The organism is Dyadobacter diqingensis (assembly GCF_024220585.1).
GTDB classification, from domain to species: domain Bacteria; phylum Bacteroidota; class Bacteroidia; order Cytophagales; family Spirosomataceae; genus Dyadobacter; species Dyadobacter diqingensis.
In genome coordinates this window covers 64,536-88,134 of record NZ_JAMXKF010000005.1, presented here as the reverse complement: position 1 = coordinate 88,134, position 23,599 = coordinate 64,536, and the positions used below count along the sequence as shown (strand labels likewise).

19 protein-coding genes are annotated in these 23,599 nt (G+C 44.0%); 8 read left to right on the top strand and 11 right to left on the bottom strand.

Annotation, left to right across the window (positions count from 1 at the left end; all coding sequences use genetic code 11):
• The first annotated feature begins 42 nt into the window (after window positions 1-42).
• Window positions 43-1,212 (top strand): PepSY-associated TM helix domain-containing protein, encoded by a 1,170-nt coding sequence (locus M1L62_RS15810; protein ID WP_254560572.1) that lies wholly within the window; start codon window positions 43-45, stop codon window positions 1,210-1,212.
• A gap of 35 nt (window positions 1,213-1,247) precedes the next feature.
• Here M1L62_RS15810 and M1L62_RS15805 read toward each other — a convergent pair whose 3' ends face one another.
• Window positions 1,248-2,492, bottom strand: coding sequence for a hypothetical protein (locus tag M1L62_RS15805; RefSeq protein WP_254560571.1), 1,245 nt, complete (start codon window positions 2,490-2,492; stop codon window positions 1,248-1,250).
• 292 nt (window positions 2,493-2,784) lie between these two features.
• On the opposite strand from M1L62_RS15805, the gene M1L62_RS15800 reads away from it, so the two are divergent.
• The gene (locus M1L62_RS15800) at window positions 2,785-3,420 is read left to right on the top strand and encodes an HAD hydrolase-like protein (protein ID WP_254560570.1); all 636 of its coding nucleotides are present in this window, start codon (window positions 2,785-2,787) and stop codon (window positions 3,418-3,420) included.
• Between the two features lie 23 nt (window positions 3,421-3,443).
• On the opposite strand, the gene M1L62_RS15795 is transcribed toward M1L62_RS15800, so the two are convergent.
• The 6 genes from M1L62_RS15795 to M1L62_RS15770 form a co-directional block, all read right to left on the bottom strand.
• Window positions 3,444-5,447, bottom strand: coding sequence for an FAD-dependent oxidoreductase (locus tag M1L62_RS15795; RefSeq protein WP_310589978.1), 2,004 nt, complete (start codon window positions 5,445-5,447; stop codon window positions 3,444-3,446).
• Between the two features lie 108 nt (window positions 5,448-5,555).
• The gene (locus M1L62_RS15790; protein ID WP_254560569.1) at window positions 5,556-6,944 is read right to left on the bottom strand and encodes a serine hydrolase domain-containing protein; all 1,389 of its coding nucleotides are present in this window, start codon (window positions 6,942-6,944) and stop codon (window positions 5,556-5,558) included.
• A 179-nt stretch (window positions 6,945-7,123) separates the two neighbouring features.
• A complete protein-coding gene (locus tag M1L62_RS15785) occupies window positions 7,124-8,029 on the bottom strand; it encodes a helix-turn-helix domain-containing protein (protein ID WP_254560568.1) in 906 nt (301 codons plus the stop codon).
• Between the two features lie 41 nt (window positions 8,030-8,070).
• Window positions 8,071-8,841, bottom strand: coding sequence for an SDR family NAD(P)-dependent oxidoreductase (locus M1L62_RS15780; protein ID WP_254560567.1), 771 nt, complete (start codon window positions 8,839-8,841; stop codon window positions 8,071-8,073).
• Window positions 8,842-9,150: 309 nt separating this feature from the next.
• Window positions 9,151-10,095, bottom strand: a complete 945-nt coding sequence (locus M1L62_RS15775) for a hypothetical protein (RefSeq protein ID WP_254560566.1) — start codon at window positions 10,093-10,095, stop codon at window positions 9,151-9,153.
• 363 nt (window positions 10,096-10,458) lie between these two features.
• A complete protein-coding gene (locus M1L62_RS15770) occupies window positions 10,459-11,250 on the bottom strand; it encodes a glycerophosphodiester phosphodiesterase (RefSeq protein ID WP_254560565.1) in 792 nt (263 codons plus the stop codon).
• Window positions 11,251-11,337: 87 nt separating this feature from the next.
• Between M1L62_RS15770 and M1L62_RS15765 the strand changes: the two genes are divergently transcribed.
• Entirely contained in the window at window positions 11,338-11,919 is a 582-nt protein-coding gene (locus M1L62_RS15765) for a WD40 repeat domain-containing protein (RefSeq protein ID WP_254560564.1), read from the top strand.
• Here M1L62_RS15765 and M1L62_RS15760 read toward each other — a convergent pair.
• Window positions 11,891-12,325 (bottom strand): winged helix-turn-helix transcriptional regulator, encoded by a 435-nt coding sequence (locus M1L62_RS15760; RefSeq protein WP_254560563.1) that lies wholly within the window; start codon window positions 12,323-12,325, stop codon window positions 11,891-11,893. The genes M1L62_RS15765 and M1L62_RS15760 overlap by 29 nt on opposite strands.
• Window positions 12,326-12,434: 109 nt before the next feature.
• On the opposite strand from M1L62_RS15760, the gene M1L62_RS15755 reads away from it, so the two are divergent.
• Window positions 12,435-13,172, top strand: coding sequence for an SDR family NAD(P)-dependent oxidoreductase (locus tag M1L62_RS15755; protein WP_254560562.1), 738 nt, complete (start codon window positions 12,435-12,437; stop codon window positions 13,170-13,172).
• A gap of 303 nt (window positions 13,173-13,475) precedes the next feature.
• Window positions 13,476-15,407, top strand: coding sequence for an FG-GAP repeat domain-containing protein (locus tag M1L62_RS15750; protein ID WP_254560561.1), 1,932 nt, complete (start codon window positions 13,476-13,478; stop codon window positions 15,405-15,407).
• Window positions 15,408-15,477: 70 nt separating this feature from the next.
• Here the strand turns inward: M1L62_RS15750 and M1L62_RS15745 are convergent, their stop codons facing one another.
• The 3 genes from M1L62_RS15745 to M1L62_RS15735 form a co-directional block, all read right to left on the bottom strand.
• A complete protein-coding gene (locus M1L62_RS15745) occupies window positions 15,478-16,287 on the bottom strand; it encodes an AraC family transcriptional regulator (RefSeq protein ID WP_254560560.1) in 810 nt (269 codons plus the stop codon).
• Between the two features lie 134 nt (window positions 16,288-16,421).
• Complete coding sequence (locus tag M1L62_RS15740) at window positions 16,422-17,453, bottom strand: SDR family NAD(P)-dependent oxidoreductase (protein WP_254560559.1); 1,032 nt, start codon at window positions 17,451-17,453, stop codon at window positions 16,422-16,424.
• Between the two features lie 246 nt (window positions 17,454-17,699).
• Window positions 17,700-19,415, bottom strand: coding sequence for a serine hydrolase domain-containing protein (locus M1L62_RS15735; RefSeq protein WP_254560558.1), 1,716 nt, complete (start codon window positions 19,413-19,415; stop codon window positions 17,700-17,702).
• Between the two features lie 294 nt (window positions 19,416-19,709).
• Here M1L62_RS15735 and M1L62_RS15730 point away from each other — a divergent pair, with 294 nt between their 5' ends.
• The 3 genes from M1L62_RS15730 to M1L62_RS15720 all read left to right on the top strand — a co-directional run bounded on the left by M1L62_RS15730 (window position 19,710) and on the right by M1L62_RS15720 (window position 23,563).
• Complete coding sequence (locus M1L62_RS15730) at window positions 19,710-20,729, top strand: sensor histidine kinase (RefSeq protein WP_254560557.1); 1,020 nt, start codon at window positions 19,710-19,712, stop codon at window positions 20,727-20,729.
• Between the two features lies 1 nt (window position 20,730).
• Entirely contained in the window at window positions 20,731-21,450 is a 720-nt protein-coding gene (locus M1L62_RS15725) for a LytR/AlgR family response regulator transcription factor (protein WP_254560556.1), read from the top strand.
• Window positions 21,451-21,598: 148 nt separating this feature from the next.
• Entirely contained in the window at window positions 21,599-23,563 is a 1,965-nt protein-coding gene (locus M1L62_RS15720; protein ID WP_254560555.1) for a M1 family metallopeptidase, read from the top strand.
• The last annotated feature ends 36 nt before the right edge of the window (window positions 23,564-23,599 follow it).

Below are 23,599 nucleotides of genomic sequence, written 5' to 3'. Positions count from 1 at the left end.
TTTGTACAGGGAGTAAGATTTTTCCGTACTAATGTTCGCCGAATGAACTTTAAAAAAATAGCGTCCGTACTTCATTTATGGCTCGGACTGACCGTCGGTCTAGTTGTGGTTGCCAGCTTTTTACCAGCGGCTTTGTTCGTCTGGGAAAAGGAGTTAACCGACCTTTATTACCACGACTACCTCTTTGTTGAACCCCAGGACCATCAGCCCCAATCGCTGACCGAACTTCTTGAAAACGCACGAAAAAGCATTCCTGCCCATCAAAAACTGGACAACGTCGAAATAAGTAGTGATCCAAAACGTGCTTACATTTTTTCCGGACTGGAACACGCCGAAGACGAAGGCTGGACTGCTTTTTCTGAGGTTGAATACTCCGTTAACGTCTATGTGAATCCCTACTCCGGAAAAGTGATCGGCGTGGTCGATCAGGAAACAAACTGGATCTGGCTCCTGCGGATCATGCATCAGCAGCTTTTACTTCAATATGATATCGGTCATCTGATCGTTGGCATTGCAACGCTGCTCATGTTTGTATTGGTCATTACCGGTTTAGTTTTATGGTGGCCGCGCAATAAAGGCGCGCTGAAACAGCGGTTTAAAATAAAATTTGACGCCAAATGGCGGCGCGTAAATTATGACATTCATAATGTCGGCGGGTTTTACACCCAGCTGTTCATACTGCTTTTTGCGGCAACAGGCCTCGTCTGGACTTTCGACTGGTGGACAGACGGGATTTACCGCTTGCTGGGCGACGATCCCGAAAAAGTTTTCACCGAAGTCCCTGCACTTAAAGTGGACAGCCAGGTAAAAACCAACCCGCTTGACCGGGCTTTCTCGGACATGATGACAAAAAAAGCTAACTGGAAACTGATCTCATTTTATTTGAACGAGAAGAAGTTTCTGGGTGTGGTTAAGTACGATGGCGAGTCCGCCTGGGATACCTGGGACATCCACCATTACGACGCAAAAAACGGATCATTATACTTTTCTGTCAAACACGAGGACAAAACAACCGGCGCCAAATGGCGGAATTCCAATTATGCCATTCACGTGGGCAGTATCTACGGCATTTTCACCAAAATCATCGCCAGCATAATCGCCCTTTTTTGTGCCAGTCTGCCTGTAACCGGTTTTTATATCTGGTGGGGACGGAGGAAAAAAGAGAAAAAGGGGGCGGTGAGGAAAGTTGGGTTGAGGCGGCAGGTTATTTGAGTAAGCTCCGCCCTCACCCTATCGCGTTGATTTCTTCATTTAAACCCAAACAACAACGGAAATAAAAACGTCACGATAAGAGTCCAGATGACATAAATAGGCAGGTATGATGAGATCACCTTACCTACTCCCCTGATCTCGGCTTTCTTTGAAAGTACTTTATAAAGTTGTACCGTTACCAGAAGCAGATTGATTAAAATCAATACATTCCCGCCCAAAACTGCGGCCCGGTTGGGCGTTATTCCATATTCCGAAATCCGGAACAGGATAGCAGATAGCGCTATACCGTTCACAATAACCGTTACCAGGGATAGAAGAAAAAGAACCCAGGTTCCCAGCTGGCTTTCCTTCGTCTTCGAGGTTTCGGCTACGGAAAAGAAAATGATGGCCATCACACCGATCAGCAGCGCATTAAAAATAAGCAAAAACTCCCGGTCATTGTAAGGATCTTTGCCCGAGTAAACCATTGCCACAAGATAAATCACCAGCATTACCAACACCAGAGGACTGAATATCCTGGCTATCACCGGGGAAACTTTGCCGACCAGCTGCGGATTTGCCTGCGTGAGGTAGGTGGCCACGAGCGGCACTGCCGACAGCCAGAAAACTGCTACATATTCGAAATAATACTTCCTGATATCAAACCCGATCAGATTAAAAAGACCGATAGTCACGCCGGTCATGATCCCGCTTGCCAGCAATATGAGCGCCGTCATCACGATCAGATCCCCGTTATATCTTAAATACGCCAGCCGGTTTTCCACATCTTTCACCTTCTTTCCTGCAAAAGCAAACCCCAGAACTGCCCACAGAAATAAGGGCAAATGAATACACGATAAGATCAGCGTATCGCTATTCTGAACATCGGGAAGCAAATTGATAAAAACAAGACTAAGGAGCACGGCGCACGTCATGAAGGTTATTCTGCCGACTGATATTTTATTTTTCCAGGCAAAGTAGGCTGACAAGGCAGGAAAAACAATAAACCCGATGTTCCGTGGGTAGAAAAAATCTTCTGTAACATTCAAAAGCACCGGCGTTTTCGCAAAAATACCTGCCAGCAAAGAGACAACAATTACAAAAAACAGGTCTTTGCTATTCCCCCACGAGAGTTCCTCACTGGTGAAATTCAGCCGTTCGTTCCAGAAGCCGGCGAGTGTGTTTTCTTTGAGCTCAGGATACAAAGATTGGAAGGTACGCTTAAAGGTCGGCTTGTCGGTCCGGTACAACTTTTCAAGGTATCCGGGATTGTCGAGGTTTGACAGGATTTCGTCTTTCATGTGCCGTAAGCAAGTTTAACCGATAAATAAAAGTACTTTGTATTACAAAGTAAATAATTAAAAAAGACAATATCCAAAGCATTAGCAGTTTTTTTTCAGGATTTAATAAATTTCACCGGAAACCCGTTTTGTTTTACTCTTCCCGGCTCTTCACTTATCCAGTCAGATGTGAATCACTGGCTTCCCAAACACGAATTTTGAACGTTCAGTAACTATTAACGAAAGATTATAAAGCGGTTTAGAAAAGATTTGGATATAAACTGTAAACTTGCACCCTGGACACTATACAAGCATGATCAAGTACATTATTTTCGATTTCGATGGTACGCTCGCAGACTCCAAGGCGGTGTTTGTCTCTGTTTATAACCAGATTGCCCAAAAGAATAATTACAGACAAATCGGGTCAGAAAACCTTCAGTATTTACGGACTTTATCAATGGCGGAGCGCTGCCGTTATCTGAAAGTGCCTGTCTATAAAATCCCTTTTCTCGCCGGAGCATTTTTGAGTTTATACAAAAAGTCATTAGCAGACATCGAACTGTTTGCGGGCATCAGGGACCTGCTCGGGCAGCTGAGAGAAAGCGGATATCAAGCAGCCATTATCTCTTCAAATGCTGAGAACAACATTGCAGATTTTTTGAATGATCAGGGCATTGACTCAATAAACGGTATTTATTGCAGTCAAAGCCTGTTTGGCAAGGATAAACTGATAAAACGTTTTCTAAAAAAATATGACCTTAAACCCCATGAGGTTTTATATGTAGGTGATGAACTTCGTGATATTGTTGCCTGTAAAAAGACTGACGTCAAAGTGATATGGGTCGAATGGGGATATGATACCGAGCAAATCGTTACTGCGGCAAAACCTGATTACATCGCCCGCAATCCTGCGGATATTATCGATTTTGCAATGCGATTAAAGCAGTAGCGCCAGGCGCTACTGCATTTTCACTACCTGAAATCAGGAACGAATAACACTGCGTCTGCTATCACCGTTTGCGCATCTTGTGTTTCGTGTATTTTAACATATGCCTTATTACCGGCGGGCAGATCAAAAGCGCCCAATGCAAACCAATCACCCGAAGTCTGACCTTCCGGAACGACATCACTCTGCCGGATAATCAAATCCTTTTCCGTTGTACCATCTGAAACTTTCAAAGCGATTTTCTGCACGGCCTCATTTGTTTTAGGCACATAGACATATACTTTGTAAACACCTGCCCTGGCAATAGCTGGCGTGAACCTGACCGAATTTCCAGCCTGCCCATTCGGTCGCGAAGTGATAAAAGACGGTCCGTAACCACCCGACTTATGAATCTTCCAGTCGCCCGTTATTGCTGTTTGAATTTTATCTTCATTGTCAGCCAGTATTTCCGAAACAGCGCCATTGGCAAGCGGGTTATTTTTCAGATTTTGCTGCAACTGGCTTACATTAATGTCCTGAACAGCGGTTTTTCCATCGATCGCCATCACAGCAGCAACAGCCGACGACTGGGCTAACACCATAAAAACGGGCTCCATTCTGATAGAACCATAAGCGATGTGCGTAGCGGAAAGGCAAACGGGCACCAGCAAATTGCTGCACTGCTCCTGCCTGGGGACTAAACTTTTGTAGGCTATGGGATAAGGGCCAAAACCTCCAACCTCAACATTTCCCTCGTTTTTCACCATTCCATTGATCACAATTCGCTGACAATTATGAGAGTCCATGGTATAGGCCGCCATGCCAACACCATCGCTGACCACAACTTTCCCTTCGCAATTCGCTTGTGTCATCACATATGCACCCACCATCCGCCTGGCTTCTCGCACATATAACTGCGGCGACCAGTTGCCCGACTCCACATATTCGTCTCTGGGATATCCCCATTTGAGCATTTGCTCCCGGATCTGCTTTGGCACGATGGAATCATGGCCGAAAAAGTAGAGCAAACTTTTTGTGTAGGATTCGTGGCTTTTGACAATCTTTTCGCGGGTATCATAATCGGCGTCAGCATAGTTGTAATTCATTCCGATCATGTCTGTTGAAAACCCGCCACGGTTATTGATGTCCGTCTTTTTGTTGGGCATCAGGCTCCAGATAAAATAGTCGCTGAGGTTTTGCTTTTGCGGTTGTTTTTTGATTAACCTTCTTAATAATTCAAATTGTGACGGATCGTAGTTTTCCGGTCTCGAAATCTCTATTTTATTTTCGGGATCCGAAGTAAGGCATATCCGGTAATTGTAAGCCTGGAGTTTTTTATCACCGGTTCCGTTTTTGTCAAGCCCACCGGCTGCTATACCCCACAAAAGTCCGCTTTCTGGCTTCCCAGGGATTTTGTAGGGATCAATTCCGTCGGGCAACTGATGCCCTGTTTCCAGCTGGACACCATTGATCGTTTCGTTATAATCGGTGTTCGCTTCCCTGCCTGTGGCAAAGGAGACACCTGATTTTGCCATCAGATCGCCTTCATAAGTACAATCGATAAAAACACTGGCAGAAACGGACTGGCTTTGACCGGAAACCGGGTCATTGCTTTTTTCAAAAACAACAGACTGTATCGCGTTGCCCAGTTTTTTCACGGTTTTAATCCGGTACTGATAAGTAACCTGAATATCGGCTTCGTCCAGATATTGCTGAAGATATTTTTTGGCGACGTGAGGCTCAAAAATCCATTGCTCAAATTTGCCGTAATGTTTTCCTATACGTCGGTAAAAATCGCGCGCAAGACCGGTAATTGCATACTTATTCCCGATATCGGTATAACCAAGCCCTCCGGAGGTCATTCCTCCGAGATGATGTCCCGGTTCAATGATCATTACTGATTTACCCATTTTTTTCGCGGTGTAGGCCGCAATCACACCGGCCGACGTAGCCCCGTAAATACAGATATCAACCTTACGTGGCGTCTGGGCCGGACACTGAAATCCAGCCAATGCCATCAGCCAGAAAATACAAACAAATCTTATGCTCATAAGCTATCATTTTAAACAAAGGCTTTAAAGACAAATGAACGTTTCAAATCCCCATACCGGCACTTCAATTTTTTCGCATTCAGTCAAAACCCCGGCAATAAAATCCGGTTATTTTTTATTAAATGCCGGAAGAATAAATTTACTGATTAATTCATCAGACGGAGATTTTGAATTATAATTTCCTCCTGTAATGACCGTCACCATATTTTGTTCCTCCCAGACATAAATCTTCTGTCCTCCGTTGCCTTGCGCCGCTTTACCCTCATAGCGCACACCATCTGCGTTCAAATATTTGAGCCACCACAAATAACCATAATTAACTCCCTGTACAACAGAATGTTTCTCAAAAGACTGTTTCACCCAATCAGAAGATACAATTGGGTTGCCATTCCAGTTGCCACTGTTGAGGTACAGCAGCCCGAATTTTGCCATTTCTCTGGGTGTCAGGTAAGCCTGGCAATAGTTTTCAGCATTGGTTTTATCCGGTTTGAAATTCCATCTGAAATTTGTAATTCCCAGTGGCGCAAAAAGGTTTTTAACAGCAAATTGTTCGAGAGGCATATGGGTCGCTTTTTCAATAATCCGACCAAGCGTTATGGGATTACCCGAACAGTACATCCCCTCTCCTCCCGGCGTATCGATCATTGGAAGATCTAACGTAAATTTAACCCAGTCATCAGAATAATCCATCTTCGTTTCATTACCCTCCGAATTTGGATTACTTATATCACAGTCAAGCCCGCTTTGATTCGAAAGCAGATTTTCAATCGTAATTTGTTTTTTGGCATCCGACATATTATTCAAGGTGTATTCAGGAAAGTAAGAAAGCACCGTTTCATTTTTGCTTTTAATAAAACCCTTGTCGATAGCGATGCCGGTAAGCGCTGAAACCAGACTCTTGGTAGCAGAACGCATTTCCTGTAAACTATCCCTCGTGTATTCGTAGAAATACTCTTCAAATACAAGCTTGTTATCCTTGATGATCAGGACGCTGTGTACATTCGGATAAGTACCGTCAATAATTTTTTGCATCATACCTGCCAATAGAACCGAATCCAAACCGGAATGTACGATGCCGCCCGTTTTCAATCCATCTTTCAAGTTGTCAGGAATTTTGTAAGCACTGTTTCCCGACAGCCTTGGATACCACATTTCCTTCGGGAACCGAACATTCCTGTCCAACAACTTAAATGTATCTTTTTCAGCCACATATCCTGTTACTTCATTCGACAGATTTCTCAGAAACCGGATTTTATCGTTTGAGACGTTAACAAAAATATTATCCGCCACAGGTTTTAAAGGATAACTGCTTTTATTGATAATGGCATGCAGAAGCGTGTCTTTCGGTGAAGCAGCGATGGACAGCGTCGTGTTATTGATATACTCATAGATCCCCTCAAAGGCTTTGAGCCGTTCATAACCTGGCTTGTAGGGTTGCTGGGCGAATGAACATGTTGAAACGAACAGGCAAAATAAAATCAATGATATCTTTTTCATGGTTTATTTGAAAGTGAATTTAGATAGGAACATCCTTACTGACGCGCCGTCAGTGTTAAGATTGTTTAACAAAAAGGTGCCTGAATCACAAATAACTCACCATCAAACCATTGCTATAATTTCAAAAATTAAAACTGTCCGTTTTCAATACAACCGTGTTCATTCCGGAACATAAAATTCTAGTTCAACTGCCTGAATTCCGATGGCGATTTCCCCAATTTTGTTTTGAAAATCTTTGTAAAATGCGAAGGATGTTCAAAACCAAGCGCATAAGCAATTTCACTGATTGATTTATTCGAACCCCACAACAGCAATTTCGCCTTCTCGGTGATTTGCAGATGAATATGCTCAATGGTGGTTTTACCCGTGTATCTTTTTAATAGGTCCGACAGATAATTTGGCGAGAGATTCAGCTCAGAAGCGAAGTATCTGACATCCGGCAAACCGGCTTCTACCAGCGAGTCCTGTGCAAAATATTCCAAAAGCAACTTTTCAAAATGCTGCACGATATCGTGGTTAACCTTGCCGCGGGTCATAAACTGCCTGTCATAAAAACGGTCGCAGTAATTGAGCACCAACTCGATATTGTTCACAATGAGCCCCTGAGAGTGTTTATCGATGTTTTGAGTGTACTCCCTTTTTACATTTTCAGCACAATCCCGTAATATCGTTTTCTCATCGTCAGATATGTGCAGGGCCTCGTCAGAACCATAATAGAAGAATGAATACTTATTGATTTTTGCTGCAAGATGCGTCCCGTGCAGCAAGTCTGCATGAAAGAACAGTCCCCAGCCTTCATTGTAGGCGACATGCCGCGACGTAGCAATAGCCTGCCCGGGTGCCGTGAACACAAGCGTCCCCTCGTCAAAGTCGTAATGCGACTTTCCGTACCGCATTGCGCCTTTCAGTTGTTTTAAATAAACAGAGTAAAATCCGAGCCGGTAAAAAGCTTCGGTCTCACTGAAATTATCTCTGCTCACCTCTTGCAGATCGATGAACGAAACAAGCGGATGTTTCGGTTTGGCACAGCCATACAGTTTGTGTAAATCAGCTATGGATGTTATGTCTACAAAGTTTGTCGGCATACGAATGAAGTTAACATGACAAATGTAAAGAAACAGAGAAATTATAAATACATGCCACCTGCAACTTCAATGCGCTGTCCATTGATCCAGCCTGCTTCATCGGAACACAGGAAGGCAACCACGCCGCCGATATCGTCCGCTTGTCCGATACGAGGAAGCGCCGTAATGGATTTTATATAGTCCTGAACCTGTGACGATTCTCTTAACCGCGCACCGTTAAAATCTGTTGCTATGGCCCCGGGTGCGACAACGTTAGCCCGTATAAAACGGCTACCTGCCTCTTTGGCCATGTATTTCGTAAGTGTTTCCACGCCCGACTTCATCGCGGCGTAAGCCCCACTGCCGGGATGCGTAAAGCGGGTCAAACCTGTTGAAATATTGACAATCGAGCCCCCGTCGTTTAAGTAAGGCATGGCTTTCGCAGTCAGAAAGAACACGCCTTTCAGATGAACATTCATTAAGTCATCAAACTGTTCCTCCGTTGTAGCCGCCAGAGACGGGACTGTGATGCCGTGCCCGGCGTTGTTGATCAAAAAATCGAAACGCTCTGCTGCAAAAGTTTCTTTCAGGCAGCTTTTCAATGTCTCAAAAAAACCATCGAAGCTCTTTACAACACCGGTGTTCAGCTGCAATGCTGCTGCCTGCTGGCCAATTTTCCGGATTTCGGCCACAACGGCCAGCGCTTCGTCCTTTTTTGCGTGATACGTAATAATTACGTGAGTACCTTTTCTGGCAAGACTGAGGGCTATGTCTCTCCCTAAACCGCGGCTTCCGCCAGTTACAAGTGCAATTTTCTTTTCTGTTGATTCCATTTGGATTATTATTAAATGATAATCACAAAGGTCTCACTAACGAATTATCCTGGTTTATATGTTTCAACTCAATGCTTATACTTTTCACGGTTTCGTCGTCCAAACGGTCAGGAAACACTGATAACCACTGCCAACAATGTCAGCAGTGGTTATACCTTACCTTCCACAAATATTACTTTTGAACCATGGCGGATATTCAACGCCCGATTTGTGTTCCGTTACAGATTGCCGATTCTGCCAGTCAGCAAAGTATTCGCTATATCACGCTATATTTTCATTGAAATGCCTAGTTGCTGCTTATGCATTATTTCAAACAATCTCAATTATTGCAGTTACATCTCCAACACTTTTCCCATCAGTCGATTCGGCAACACAACGGAGCTTGAATTTGTTATCGATGTGGTCTTCCCGATTAACGTGAAGCATAACCCGTTCTCCCGAAAATGCCAGATTTTCGGCCAGCAGCGAAAATTCGGTGACCATCATTTTTAATGTTTTATCACCGGTGACGTGGTGAATGTAGAGGGTTGCAAGATCCAGCATTGAACTTAAAAGAATCGCAACCGGCATTGCAGGATAATTTGGAAAATGGCCGGCGCAGTTTTTATCAAATACTTCCCCAAGAGACGCGGAGGCCGATAAGTCCATCAATTGAACATCGACAAAGCTGGATTTATGCTGATATGGATTTGTCATCACAAAATCCGGCTTTTCCTTATAAAAATTGTAGTACAGACGTTCAAAAATCGCGTGAGGAATTACATGAAAACTGACATCTATTCCGCATATCAGCTGCTCCTCCTGATCCAGCAGACAGGCCCGGATCGTTGCGGTCCGCTTGTTGAAAGAGACACACTCCGCTGTCACAATTAATTCATTACCTGAAAAATGCGGTTTTTCAATAGCTCTTTTATACGTTCCGCGATGGGCCAGATAATAATGCTTTTGTTTGACCGGATTAACAAGAGCGCAACAAACGGACCCCAGAATCGCAAGATGACGACTGGCTTCCGATGCACCAATGGGTAGAACCTCGTCTCCGAGAGGCTGTTCTATTTCAACCTTCGCCATCACCAAGTCATTTGCCCCGACAGTGACATCTTTCAAAGCATAATAGGGTTCATGAACGTCTATCAGTTTAAAAATCTCGTTCTTTGACAATATTCGCCCCGAACGACCTTCTTTCTGTAAATCAATTGCCCTCGACCGCACTTCAATCAATTCTGTACTTCCAATTGTGTGTAAAGATTCCATGGATAACGTTGTATGATTAATTTGATATTCATTGGCTGGCTCCTAATGTTCCTGAGGCTGCGGTTATGTTTCAGGATGACTGGGTTTCTTACCGAATTGAATTTAAATCAATATTAATACATAAAACTAATTCTACAATATTCTACAAAAATATTTTCTTCATTACTACTACAAATTGAAAAATTCAATGAAAAAACAATACGATTTCATTCGGTTTGGGCACGAGATTATGAGTGACCCAATGCACAATTCGTGATCAGCCGGATTCGCGTGCGATTCAGGGATAATGAAAAAGGAGTTGGCGAAGGCACTAGTCCAGAGCAATTATCAAACACATCCTGGCTAGGGGAAATTATTATTCTATCATTTTTGGATAAAAAACTTCCGAAACTCAGAATCAATCTGGAAGTTTTTTACACCGATTTCTTGCATTCGCTTACTATCTCTGGCCGCATCGGCCATCAAGTCCAAAGATTTCCGGTAATGAAATTTGTTTATTGCCGCAACAGTAAAAATACTACGCGTGGCGGCCCATGCAACATCCTCTCTGGTCAGAGATGCCGGACGTTCGAAGAGAAAATAATGGGAGGCTTGATACCCTGGCTTTTGTATATTTTCTTCAAGCTGTTTGCGCGAACAGCTCAGTTTTATTTTTCCTGTAAAATACTCCGTCGACTCGTCGGTGCCTATCATCAATGCCGTGCTGTGCAGGTTATACTTATCCAATAAGCCGATCAGTTTTTCAAACAATGCAGAATCCATTCCTGTAATTTTGTTATCAAGCATAACCCCAAGCTTATTTTCATGACAGAATTGAAGAACTTCTTCCAGCCGTAATGGCGTATTACCGTCCAATGTACTTTTCAGTTTACGGATATCTGCCCAGTCTGTTTCAGAAACTTTCCTGTTAACACCATAATACCGGTTAAAATCAGCATCATGGTTGGCGATCAGCACACCGTCTCTGGTCACCCTCACATCAGTTTCGATCATTTGATATCCGTCTGCCAGAGCACGTTTTAGCGCTGCCAATCCGTTTTCTGTGTAGGAGCTGTCCACAACACCTCCACGATGGGCTATCAATGACTGGGCATTTGCAGGATAAAACCCAAACCCGGAAAGAAATAAAAAAGCAGCTATCCAATAAAATCTCATATGCATAATAAATAAAACATGATCTCATAGGGGTTGGCCTGCTTAGCGCTGTCAATACCTATGAAAGCTTAGCTCAAATTCTCATCTATGACTATCGTAAATCTAAGAAATCGCGTCACGCTTACAATTTTTGTTCTGTTTTTCCTTGTCTCATGCAAGATGACCAAACCTACGTTACAGACAAAATTAATAAATGACACACCGTCGTCGGTCGCATTCTCTCCCAATGGAGACCTGATCGTAGCCGGCGTTTTTGGAGGAGCCAGAACATGGGACCTGACTTCCGAAAGGCACACCGATTATGTGTCCAAACTAAAAAACGAAACGCCCAAAAATGTATGTTTCTCACCAGACGGTTCTCTGATTGCCGCAGGTGTATGGGGAGCAGTACGGGTTTGGAAACTTGGCTCGTCGGATTTCACCGACTTTCCTACCAAAATGAAAAATGATACACCATGCAGGGTTTACTTTTCACCAGACGGAAAATGGATCACCGCAGGCATCTTTGGCGCCGTCCGCATCTGGAATCTTAGCGACGGGGTTTTCAAAGATTATCCGTTAAAAATACGGAACGAAACACCCGAAATCATTGCCATTTCCACGGATGGGAAAGTGATTGCAACTGCGACATTTGGGGGCGTTATGAAATGGGATGTGGAGCCGTTTTAGACTCTTTGGCATCCACCTGTTTCATGATTTTCTCCCTGTGCATGGTACCCCATTTCCAAAGTTCGTTCATTACGGGTCCCAGTGTGGTGCTGTATTCTGTCAGCACATATTCGGTACTGACCGGAAAAGTATCATGCACCTTGCGCACCAGAAAACCGTTTAACTCCAACTCTTTCAGCTCATTGGACAATACCTTTGCCGCGATCTTGTCGACCGCTTTTCTTATCTCACCGAATCGTTTGTTGCCTTGCACCATGGCGATGATAATCGGGAATTTCCACTTGCCATTCAGTACGTAAAGCGCATCCCTGACCGGGGCAAGCGCCCGCGTGCATCTTTCTGCATCTATGCCAGCCGCTTCAAAATCTCCCATTGCCATTTCCTTCATCATATCTTCCATCATCATGCTGTTTGATTACCCGAAGGTTACCGGTTACCTTTTAGAAACCAGTAACATTTGGTAACCAAAGGTAGCTACTTTTGACATCGAAACGAATTCTTTAAACAAGTAAATCATGTCAAAAACAATAGCAATTATCGGCGCAGGACCAGGTGTTGGGTTAGCCATCGCACGCCGCTTTGGAAATGAGGGCTTTAACGTCGCACTACTGGGACGAAGCACGGAAAAACTAAAAAAACTGGTTTCCGATCTGCAAAACGACGGTATCACTGCCGCTGCATTTACGGCAGACGTAATCGACCGGGAAGGTCTGGCAGCATCTTTGCAAAATGTCATAAGCCATTTCGGAAGTATTGATGTAGTTGAATACGGCCCCACACCGGCCATGGAATCACTTAAGACCGTGCTCGCCACGGATGTGGATGCAGCTTCATTTCAGTTTGCTTTCAATGTACTGGGTGCGATAACCGCCGTGCAGACGGTTTTGCCGGGTATGCAGGCGCGTAAAGACGGCGCCATTCTTTTCACAACCGCTGTTTCTGCCCAGTATCCGCTAAACATCACAGCCAGCTTCGGGATTGCTGCCGGCGCCCAGCTGAACTATGCCAGACTGCTTCATAATAATCTCAAAGCGGAGAATATTTACGTCGGTATAGTCTCAATCGCAGCAATGGTCGCGACCGATGACGAGGCTGGAAAACTGGCTGCTGCAAATTTCCCACCAGGTCTCCCGGTTATCACAGCGGATCAGGTCGCTGACCAGCACTGGACAATGTACACAGATCGCGAAAAATGTGAGGCGATTGTCGGAGACGCAGAGGCTATTCTCTCTTTCCCCGGCTTCGATAAATAGCGATACACTTGGTTGGCATACCCCTACCCGACTTATCATTTTGAGAATTATAGCGCGTTTTGAACAAACAAGTAGTCACAATGAATGTTCCGGGCGTACTTCTCATTACTTTATCCCTAACCGAAAGTTTGACGCATCCGGCCAATAGCTGAGTATTTTTTGTCAGCCGACTATTCATCATGCAAAAAATCCGAAACAGAATGCCGTATCGAAATGAAAGGTTAGAGAAAATGTGATTTGTCAACCAAACTTCATGGCTAACAAAGGTCCCGGAGATCTTTGTTAGCCATCACCATCAGCCATATGAAATTAATTACAGGCGTTATACTGCTTTTCACTTCCGCTGCATTTCAAATATTGGGACCTCCACCCGGCGACGCGCCAAAACAGGATCTACCCGATTTTGTCAGATTGAAATATCAGAATAAAGACCTTTTAACGGACCTTGGCGGTGGTTTATGGGCCTGGCCGCTGCCGATGGATTATGATCAGGACGGCGACATGGACATGATACTCTCCTGCCCTGATACACCATTCAACGGCCTTTATTTTTTTGAGAACAAATCGGGAAAAGAGGTACCGGTTTTCGAACCACCGGTACGTATTGCTGCCGGCCTTAAAAATCCGCAAATCTCATACGTCGATGGGAAACCCAGAATTCTTGACCAGGGCGCTGAATTTGAAGATTTCATAAAGGAACATGCAAACCGGAAAACACTGCTTTACCCGCCCGACTCTTTGCAAAACGATTTCAAAAAGAAACCGCGGTTTACAGAATGGAAATTCGTTGACTATGATCATGACGGTGATCAGGACCTTATCGCCGGGAGTGATGACTGGCTCGAATACGGATGGGACAACGGATATGACGCGAACGGAAAATGGATTAACGGACCAATCCACGGTTATGTTTATTTAATTGAAAATCAAAGTGGTAAATACATCAACAAAGGCCGGATAAAAGCGGGAGGTAAGATACTGGATGTCTACGGCGCCCCGTCTCCAAACTTTGCAGATTTTGACGGAGATGGCGATCTGGACCTCATTTGTGGCGAATTTGTCGATAAATTCACCTGGTTTGAAAACACAGGCACGGCTGGCAAGCCCGAGTACGCGGATGGAAAAATACTTGTCAATGAAACCGGTGTCATCAAGATGGATCTGGAAATGATTATCCCTGTGGCTGTTGACTGGAACAAAGACGGGCACGTAGATCTCATCGTCGGTGACGAGGATGGTCGGGTCGCTTATATTAAAAATACCGGAAAAAATAAAAATGGAATGCCGGTTTTCAATGCTCCGTTTTACTTTCAGCAAAAAGCGGGAAACGTGAAGTCCGGCGCACTTGCGACACCTTTCAGTGCGGATTGGGACGACGACGGAGACGAGGATATCATTACCGGTAATTCTGCCGGATACATCACCTTCATTGAAAACAAAGGCGGAGGCAGTTACCCTGACTGGGCTGCTCCGAAGTTTTTAAAGGCAAACGGAAAAACAATTCGTATACAGGCAGGACCCAACGGTTCGATTCAGGGGCCATGTGAGACAAAATGGGGTTACACAACACTATCCGTAGCCGACTGGGACGGAGATGGCTTGAAGGATATTATCTTTAATTCGATCTGGGGTAAAGTCCAGTGGTTTCGCAATAAGGGGACTAAAAAATCTCCGGTTCTTGCAGAAGCGCAAATGGTTTTGGTTGATTGGGAGCGCGATGCACCAAGACCAAAGTGGAACTGGTGGAATCCGCAACCCAACGAGCTGGCCCCTCAGTGGAGAACGACACCCTATGCCATTGACTGGAATAAAGACGGCCTGACGGACCTGATCATGCTGGATCACGAAGGGTATCTTGCTTTTTTTGAAAGATTCCGAAAGGATAAGACACTTTATCTCAAACCTGGAAAAAGAATATTTTACAATGAAGACGGCAGTGAATTATTGCAGCTGAACAAGAAACAAAACGGAGGCAGTGGCAGAAGAAAATTCACTTTGGCCGACTGGGACAGCGACGGTGATCTTGACCTGTTGATCGACAGCAAAAATGTAGACTTTTATGAAAATATCAGCACAGACGCTGATAAGATAAAATTCAAAAACCAGGGTAACCTTTCAGGCCGAAAACTTGCCGGTCACGATACCAGCCCTACAACGGTTGACTGGGATAAAAACGGCATCCCTGATCTTTTGATCGGCGCCGAGGACGGTCATTTTTATTATCTGAAAAGATAAACAGAAACGTCAGTTCTATTGGTTTAACCTACAAAACTGCCGGTTCTGTGACGGAGAACATATGGTACAATCAGGCACCTACCATCTCGGTTGGGGCATAACCGTAACGTTTTCTAAATGCGAAGCCAAAATGAGAAAGGTTCTCAAAGCCCGCTTCCAGATAAACTTCGGAAGGTTTTCGTTTCTTTTCCCGGATCTGGTAATGGGCCAGTTCCAGTCGTTTCTCCATAATCCATTTTTGAGGTGTGGTCTGAAACACTTTCTTAAAATCGCGTTTAAATGTGGTCAGACTGCGACCAGTCAGATAGCCAAATTTGTCAATCGGCATGTTGAACATGTAATTCTGCTCCATAAAATCTACCAGATTAATCTTGCCGGGTTCCTCAAAATTAGCCAGTAAATGGTCAAGATCCGGGTCAATCGTTCTTAGAATAGTGATAGCCTCTTCGATTTTTATGGATGCGACAGGATCGGGCAGTGGTTCTTTAAGCTCAAAATAAGGTATCAGGGAGGCAAGGCAGCTTTTTAGCAACGGGTGCCTGTCAAATGTTTGAAACCGAGGCGTTTGCATCTGCTTAACCTCCACCTTATTTTTGGCATAAAAATCAGTTAACCGCCTCTTGGTAAGGTGCATGACCGCCGACTGATGTGGCAAACCATCTTTAGGATAATTGATAACGGTTACCAACTGATTACGGGGAAATAACAAAATATCCCCTGCGCCAAACCAATGAACCTTATCCCCGTGCACTATTTTGGTTTCTCCTGAAATAAACCATACCAGTAAATGCTCCTCAAACAATACGTCGGCCCTGTAAAGCTTGCTTTCGAAACACGATAGTTTCAACTCAGGATGGATATAATATGCTTGATGTCCCACGATTTTTATGAACAAATTACAAAACAAAACTCGCTAAAACCGGTCTTTAAAACAAATGACAACTCCCGGTTATCATTGCTAAAAGCAAGGCTTTGGCCCTGCTTTTTAGCCGACTTTCAAGCCAGGCACGCCACTTAGCTGTTCAAAAAAACGACACCGGTCAGTTCCTCGCTCAGCTTCCAAAGCCGCCGTGCATTATCCGAATCAACCGAGTAGGGTTTTACACCGCAAAGTGTGAACGGTTCGTCGTAGTTATGCGCGAGGTTTCCTTCGTCCAACGCTGCCACATCGCAATTCTCGCAGTATAACCCACCCAGGTCGTTCAGTAACGGACTTGTGGCGCACCAAACGGTTGTGGCGGCACCTTGCGGAATCGTTTTTAATTTGCCCGCCACATCAGGATACAAATTGCCGTCCCCATCATGTGTCCCCATCTGCTGAAATAATTCCATGGGTGCAACCCGTCCCAGGTCCGTCCCGTTGACAGATCCCGGATGCAGCGACCATGCACGTACGCCATCAGATTTCCCGCGTCGATCCAGCTCCACGGCAAAAAGATTATTTGCTGTTTTGGACTGACCATAACCTGCCAGCGTTTCATAGTCGCGATGCTCGAAGTTGGGATCTTCAAAATTAAACGGAGACATCTGATGGCCGAAGGAAGACACCACGATCACTCTTGCCCCATCTGCTTTTTTCAAAGCAGGCCAAAGTCGCGCTGTAAGCTGAAAATGCCCAAGATGATTCGTGGACAATTGTGATTCGTATCCACGGGCATCACGTTGCAGAGGCACCCACATAATTCCCGCATTATTGACCAGGATATGCAACGGGCTGTCCGTTTCCAGGAACCTTTGTGCAAATGCGTCAATGGAAGCAGGATCCATCAAATCCATCGGTTCGATAATTACGTTGGCTACACCTTCCAAATTCTTTTCCGCCTTTTTCACGTCTCGCGCCGGTACAATCACCCTGGCGCCCGCATTCACAAACACTCTAACTGTTTCCAAACCTATTCCCGCATAACCACCGGTTACGATAGCCGTTTTACCTGTGAGACTAATACCTTTAATGACGTCAGTCGCGGTCGAAACGGATGTAAAACCTGAATGAACAGGCTTTTGCAAGGCCCTTTCCTGATGCGTAACTTCTATTTTTTGTTCCATGTTTTTTGTTATCTAAATGACTGGAACAAAGGTACCTTCACACGGTTCTGACCTATTTGTTTTAAAGCTCTTATTTATTTGTTTTAAGGACCACTTTTAAATTTTATAAGGTAAGGACTTGGATTTTTTTGGCAACAGATCTTACGTGGGAATTTCTGACATGGAGGCGGTTACGGGCACGATTCTAATCGGGTTCATCTGATCGATCAGGATGTTACACTTATTTTATTAAAGACCATTACCCTGCTACATATCCCAGGTACAAAGCCCAATCCACCCATTTAAAAACAAAACCACAGCAACGATAAAAAGGGAAACCACTACAAAAAGCATGTAGCCTGCAACTGCTTTACGCTCGAACAGCATCAGGTTCTTTGGCAGAAAAAACAGATTAAAAAAAGATAACAATCCAAATAATAAAGTTCCACAATAAATGGTCAGGGAAATGCCGGTTACATTTTCCAGCTTGTACAGGAGATAACTATCAGACAATACCTTTTGAAAATTAAATAGCGCCACTATCAAAAACAGGACTGCACAAAACGGCAGACAAAGCACGATCAGCTTTAATACATTGATTTTTTTTAGTGAAAAAGAAACACATCCAATCACAAAAGGGAATATTGACGAGACTGAAAAAAGTACACCCAAAATTAAAATCAGTCGCCTGGTTATGGCCCAGACCGCCGGCACCCGTTCGCAGTATCTGTCATTGAATACCAAAACCTTTTTGGCACCATTGGTCAGGAAAACGATATTGGAGTAATCTGCCCCCTTATTCGCAAACATCATAGTACCCGTGGGAACAATCTTCCGTTTGTTTCCAAGCAAGTTCAGGTTAAGGGTATCGTTAATAATTTCCACTTTTAATAAAAGCAAACGTTCAGCAAAACCCAGGAGATCGAACCTTGGATTCTCCACCTGATAGTAACCCAGATAAGGTGCCACAGCTTCTTTGTTCAACTGAAATTTCTCCTTTTGCGGAACCACAATATTCCTTGTTAAAAAAGCAGCAATCAAATCCTCGATATCTGCCAGACCGTTACCATTCGACGACACCACAAACCCTACTCCCAACTCACGGCTGTAACGATAACTTGATCGACAGGTTCCGAGCAGTCCGCCATGCCCCCTGAATTTTCCAAAAAACTCGTTACCCAAGCCATATCCATTTTTTAACCCTGCCCTGACCGACAGCGAACTATGCGAAGTTTCCATCTGCTCCATTGCCTCCGGGCTTATTACGCCCTTTCCATTATTGAGAAACAGCTTCAACAAACTGACCATATCTTCGCTGTCAGACCATAAAGAACCTGCCGGGCCAATCAAAAAACTTACCGACGGTACTGGTACCAAATTTCCGTTTGATCCGGTATACTCCCTGACATCGAGTTCAGGATATTGGCTAAAAAGGTTAAAATTCGAATGCACCATACCGGCGGGCTTTAAAATTTGTTCCGTCAGGTACCGGTCATACTCAACTCCCGTGATCTTAGAAATGATATAACCTGCGATTGCATAATTTACATTGCAGTAACTGTACCGTTCCGAGGGCTTCCAGCGGCATATCATTGAATTTTTCTGACGCAGCATTATCTCCTTGGTGCTCACATAAGCGCGGCTGACCGAATACATATTATTCAGTTTAAAATCGTCAAAACCCGTCGTGTGTTCCAGCAAATTTATAATTCTGACAGGATTGGTGTTTTCCCATTTGTTTAGAAACGGAACCTCTGGAGCTATTCTCCTGACTTCATCATTCAAATCCAGTTTCCCCTCCCCAACCAGTTTCAGCATCGCCAGCGATACAAGACTTTTTGTGATTGACCCCATCCTGAACAGCGTATGATTGTTTACAGCTCTTCGGTTTTGAACATCCGCGTAACCAATACCTCCCGAAAACAACACAGAATCTCTGGTGGTAATGCCCAGCATAAGTCCCGGAATCTGCTTCCGTTTCATAACAGCAGCAATTGAGTCAACGAGTTCCCGAATTGTACTTATCTTTTTTGATTGCTGTGCAAAAGCATCCAGCTGACACAACAGTAATATAAAAATTATAGATTTTTTCATGTGCCAAATATCTACTGATAAAAAAGTGAATTCCAGTTTTAGGCACAGACAAGGTAATTTCGGGAACGGAAACCTGCTCCGATGGTACAGAGCCGGATTGAAGATTAGCCGGTCATCGTCCGGAGCCTCTCCTGCATTTAGAAAGCTGCTTAAATTGTAGAAAAGATTAAGGATATTAGCCCCATGAATGCAACTCCCAAAGGAATTACCAGACTCTTCACGGCAGGAATAAGACCTCATCTCTTATTCTTGATAACACTTTTTGCCATTGTCGCGCTGGTGACCTTTTCGAGTCGTTATTATCTCGACCTCCTCCCCCGCGCACTCTTTATCTATGTGTTTATCCTGATTTGTGTTTACAGTGGCCGGTGGTTATCATTAAAGTGGCTTTCCGGAAAAAGTATTCTTTTGTTTATCCTTCTTTCAATAACCATCACGGGCGTATTGTCTGCCCTTGGAATTAGCAGCTGGATCTATTTGTCGGCCTATCAGTCGGAGAACTTTTTTATCATTACTCCGCTTTTCACCGTCATCTTTTTGCTTTTGGGCGCCGGATCTTTTATCGGCAGCACGGTGGTAAGGCAGCAACTTAATGAGGCTAAAATCCTTCAAAAGCAGAAGGAAAGCGAACTTGACTTGTTGATCTCTCAATTAAGTCCTCATTTTCTCTTCAATACGCTGAACAATATCTATGGCATGGCCCTGAACAGACCGCAACAGGTGCCTGAACACATTTTGAAGCTGTCGGAATTGCTGCGATATTCGGTGTACCTTTCTAAAAAGCCGCTGGTAACGCTAGGCGAAGAACTTGTTTATCTGCGTAATTATCTGGATTTTGAAAAAATCAGAATTGGGAAAAACCTGAAACTTAATGCGAACTTTGAAGCGGCAGACGAAAACGTAAAAATAGCGCCCATGCTCTTTATCGTTTTTATTGAAAATGCTTTTAAGCATAGTAAAAATGCAACAGGAAATCCGGTCGTGGTCGAGATCACACTCGGTGCAAACCAAAACACTATATCATTTCATATCTCAAATACTTACATTTCAAAGAAATCAAATACTTTATCTGAAGAATCCACTGGCCTTGGGCGGATCAATGCACTCAAAAGACTGGAACTGTTGTATCCCGGTCAATTCGACTTAAAAACCGAGATCAAAGACGGGCTATATGTCGTGAGTTTACAAATTAAAATCAAGTGATATGCGCCAGTACAAATGCCTGATTGTGGACGATGAGCCCATTGCGCGGGAGATTATAGAAACATTTTGCAGCCATTATCCTTCCCTTCGGATCATTGGGTTGTGCGAAAATGCAATAGAGGCCAAACAAATTTTGCTTGAACAGACAGTCGATATTCTTTTTTTAGATATTGATATGCCCGAACTGGACGGAATTTCTTTTCTAAAAACCATAAAAATAAGTCCTCAGGTAATTTTCACAACAGCCTACAAGGAGTTTGCTTTGGATGCTTTTGAGTTATCTGCCTGCGACTACCTGCTGAAACCGATTCCCTTAAACCGCTTTATGGTAGCCGTGGAAAAAGCCATGGAACGTTTGCAGCAAACCGGGTTTAATTCTGAAAAGCCTGACGATTTTGTCTTTATTAAAACGCAGGGCAAAATTTTCAAAGTTGCCTTTGACGATCTGCTTTACGCCGAGGCTAGCGGCAAGAAAGTCAAAGTTGTAACCGGCGATGAAACACTTCTCGCGTCGCTATCATTTACCGCGTTGGAGTTGCTGTTACCCCAGGCACTCTTCCTGAGAGTCCACCGGTCCTTTATCATCAATAAATCAAGAATCAGCTACCTTGAGGGCAACCGGATATTTATCGGTAAACACGAAATTCCAATCGGAGAATTTTACCGCGAAAGCCTTTTCAAGACGTTGGGCCTGACGTCATCCGGTGCTGAAAATAAATAATTCTACAAATAAAACCCCGACCTGATCACCGTTAGGTAGATCTTTTAAAAAATTATATAAAAACACCCGCTATTTGCCCTGATTAGCGGGCCTTTTGCATTAATTCGTTATCTTGGCTTGTGCCATATTCATATCGTTGGAAATATTCATGAACCGCCTCTTCCTTTCATTTTGCCTTTTTCTTGCTTTTCAATCTGTTTCAGCGCAGTCCGGGAATCATTCAAAATATGTTGCTTCCGATCTGTTTTCCGCATCCTCCTTTTTACCTCCGGGAAATCCTTATCGCTCGGCAACCGGCGAACCTGGCCCGGCATACTGGCAAAATCGGGCGGACTATAAAATTGATGTAAGTCTGGATGACAAAGCTGAGATCATTACCGGCGTCGAAACGATCACCTACTCAAATAACAGTCCCAATGCACTTTCGTTTTTATGGTTACAAATGGACCAGAACGTTTACAAAGCGCATTCGAAGGGACTGGATGCCAAATTGTTTCTTAGCTCCAATGAAAAAGAGTCAGAGTTTCAAAGCGGTTTTGTCATTGAGTCTATCCTTTTAAAGGGAGGAAAAGTACCTGACAAACAAGCCGTTTTTGTTATCAACGACACTAGAATGAAAGTTAATTTATCCGAACCCTTAGCTTCCGGACAAAAGATTTCGTTCCAGATCAAATATCGTTACAAGTTTCCCCGAAATTTTAGGAATGCCGATTTCAATGTAAACAGAACGGATATTCTTCCCACAAAAAACGGTGATATCTACTCCGTTGCCCAATGGTATCCCCGCTTATGCGTGCTTGACGACGTGAGCGGATGGAACACGTTACCTTATCTCGGAAACGGTGAATTTTATCTGGAATATGGAAATTTTGATGTCAACATTACTCTTCCGTCTGCTTACATTGTCGAAGCATCCGGTGATCTTCTTAATCCGGAAGAAGTGTTAACTGCCACCCAGTGGGAACGTTGGAAAAGAGCAAAGTTATCAGCCGAGAAAGTATTTATCCGGACAGTTGAAGAGGTTACCGATCCTTCTTCACGACCTTCGAAACCTCTCTGTACCTGGAAGTTTAAGTTAAATACTGCCAGGGATTTTGCATGGACTGCTTCGAAATCCTTCGTTTGGGAGGGCCTCGGCATTACTTTGCCCAGTGGAAAAAAAGTATTGGGAAGTTCGCTGTATCCGGCAGAATCCAAGCGGCCCGGAAGCTGGGAACGGTCGGGAGAATATATCAAATTTACATTACAATATTTTTCACAAAAATGGTATGAATATCCTTACAACAAGGCCGTGAACGTGGCTTCAAATCTGGATGGTATGGAGTACCCCGGACTTGTTTTTTGTTCCGCGAAAGATCAGGGAAATATGTATTGGGCAGTTGTTAATCATGAACTTGGACATACCTGGTTTCCGATGATCGTTGGCAGCAACGAAAGAAAACACGCCTGGATGGACGAAGGTCTTAATGCTTTTATGGATAACATGGCCACGAAAGATTTCAATGGTGGCGAGTTCATCGGTTATCCTGAAATTGATATTCCTGTCTCGGGACTTTTTGCAGACTCGCTGTTGCCGATCATGACCAGACCGGACGTCATTCCCGGCAACGAAGTATATACGGTACAATATCAGAAAGTAGCTTATTTACTTACCTTGCTCAGAGAGCATATAGTTGGAAAAGAACAGTTTGATCCGGCATTTCGCAAGTATATCAGCGACTGGGCTTACAAACATCCCACTCCCTGGGACTTTTTCAGCAGCATCAATAACACAACGGGCGAGGATCTTGGCTGGTTCTGGAAATCCATGTTTATGGAAAACTACCGGCTTGATCAGAAAATAGCCAAAGTCGTAAATCCGGAAACCGGGAAGTCTGACAAAACGCAAATTACCGTGGAAAACATGGAAAAAGCCGCCATGCCTTTGTTCGTTGAAATCACTTTTCAAAACGGAGGCAAAGAATTACATAAATTCCCGGTGGAAATCTGGCAGCAAGGTTCCTCTTATACGTTTGTTCCGGATATCGCGGGCATCGTCAGTAAGGTCGTTATAGACCCCGCAGGCATATTCCCCGATGTGAAAGTCGTCAACAATATTTGGGAAAATAAATAATTTAAGATTGATGAACCACCAGCTTCCACTTCACTT

Excerpts from the sequence above, each read along its gene's own strand:
- M1L62_RS15755 (WP_254560562.1), top strand. The coding sequence starts at position 12,435 with ATGTCAAAAACAATAGCAATTATCGGCGCAGGACCAGGTGTTGGGTTA.
- M1L62_RS15760 (WP_254560563.1), bottom strand. The coding sequence starts at position 12,325 with ATGATGATGGAAGATATGATGAAGGAAATGGCAATGGGAGATTTTGAA.
- M1L62_RS15770 (WP_254560565.1), bottom strand. The coding sequence starts at position 11,250 with ATGAGATTTTATTGGATAGCTGCTTTTTTATTTCTTTCCGGGTTTGGG.
- M1L62_RS15740 (WP_254560559.1), bottom strand. The coding sequence starts at position 17,453 with ATGGAACAAAAAATAGAAGTTACGCATCAGGAAAGGGCCTTGCAAAAG.
- M1L62_RS15720 (WP_254560555.1), top strand. The coding sequence starts at position 21,599 with ATGAACCGCCTCTTCCTTTCATTTTGCCTTTTTCTTGCTTTTCAATCT.
- M1L62_RS15800 (WP_254560570.1), top strand. The coding sequence starts at position 2,785 with ATGATCAAGTACATTATTTTCGATTTCGATGGTACGCTCGCAGACTCC.
- M1L62_RS15725 (WP_254560556.1), top strand. The coding sequence starts at position 20,731 with ATGCGCCAGTACAAATGCCTGATTGTGGACGATGAGCCCATTGCGCGG.
- M1L62_RS15765 (WP_254560564.1), top strand. The coding sequence starts at position 11,338 with ATGACTATCGTAAATCTAAGAAATCGCGTCACGCTTACAATTTTTGTT.
- M1L62_RS15780 (WP_254560567.1), bottom strand. The coding sequence starts at position 8,841 with ATGGAATCAACAGAAAAGAAAATTGCACTTGTAACTGGCGGAAGCCGC.
- M1L62_RS15785 (WP_254560568.1), bottom strand. The coding sequence starts at position 8,029 with ATGCCGACAAACTTTGTAGACATAACATCCATAGCTGATTTACACAAA.
- M1L62_RS15775 (WP_254560566.1), bottom strand. The coding sequence starts at position 10,095 with ATGGAATCTTTACACACAATTGGAAGTACAGAATTGATTGAAGTGCGG.
- M1L62_RS15790 (WP_254560569.1), bottom strand. The coding sequence starts at position 6,944 with ATGAAAAAGATATCATTGATTTTATTTTGCCTGTTCGTTTCAACATGT.
- M1L62_RS15795 (WP_310589978.1), bottom strand. The coding sequence starts at position 5,447 with ATGAGCATAAGATTTGTTTGTATTTTCTGGCTGATGGCATTGGCTGGA.
- M1L62_RS15805 (WP_254560571.1), bottom strand. The coding sequence starts at position 2,492 with ATGAAAGACGAAATCCTGTCAAACCTCGACAATCCCGGATACCTTGAA.
- M1L62_RS15750 (WP_254560561.1), top strand. The coding sequence starts at position 13,476 with ATGAAATTAATTACAGGCGTTATACTGCTTTTCACTTCCGCTGCATTT.
- M1L62_RS15810 (WP_254560572.1), top strand. The coding sequence starts at position 43 with ATGAACTTTAAAAAAATAGCGTCCGTACTTCATTTATGGCTCGGACTG.
- M1L62_RS15730 (WP_254560557.1), top strand. The coding sequence starts at position 19,710 with ATGAATGCAACTCCCAAAGGAATTACCAGACTCTTCACGGCAGGAATA.
- M1L62_RS15735 (WP_254560558.1), bottom strand. The coding sequence starts at position 19,415 with ATGAAACGGAAGCAGATTCCGGGACTTATGCTGGGCATTACCACCAGA.